This is a genomic window from Roseibium sp. AWQ4_290 (genome assembly GCF_056160985.1).
In genome coordinates this window covers 1-607 of record NZ_JBSWYG010000056.1, presented here as the reverse complement: position 1 = coordinate 607, position 607 = coordinate 1, and the positions used below count along the sequence as shown (strand labels likewise).

General features: G+C 61.4%; 1 protein-coding gene. It reads left to right on the top strand.

Annotated elements, in window-relative coordinates; translation table 11 throughout:
- On the top strand, window positions 1-607 hold a 607-nt coding region (istA, locus tag ACXAH0_RS25105), incomplete at both ends, for an IS21 family transposase (RefSeq protein ID WP_475196015.1).

Below are 607 nucleotides of genomic sequence, written 5' to 3'. Positions count from 1 at the left end.
TCTCTGCCACAGCCGGATGCCGTTTGTGCGGGCTTATCCCAGAGAGACCCAGGAGATGGTGTTCGATGCGCATGACAAGGCGTTCGCCTTCTTCGGCGGCGCCTGCGCGCGCGGAATTTACGACAACATGAAGACGGTGGTGGATGCGATCTTCGTTGGCAAGGATCGCGCCTACAATCGCCGTTTTCAGCAGATGTGCGGGCATTACCTGGTCGATCCGGTTGCTTGCACCCCGGCATCGGGTTGGGAGAAGGGCCAGGTCGAGAACCAGGTGGGCGTGCTCCGACGGCGGTTCTTCGTACCACGGCCGAAGTTCAGATCCTATGCGGAGCTGAACGCCTGGCTCAAGGACCGGTGCATCGCTTATGCCAAGGCGAACCGTCATCCCGACGTCCCGGACAAGACAATCTGGGACGTGTTCGAGGAAGAGCGCGGAAGCCTGGTTCCCTATGTCGGAGCGTTTGACGGCTTCCATGCCATCCCGGCCTCTGTCTCCAAGACTTGCCTCGTACGGTTCGACAAGAACCGGTACTCGGTCGATGCCCGCGCGGTCGGTCGTCCCGTTGAGATCCGCGCCTACGCCGATCGCCTGGAATGCTGGCAGGAC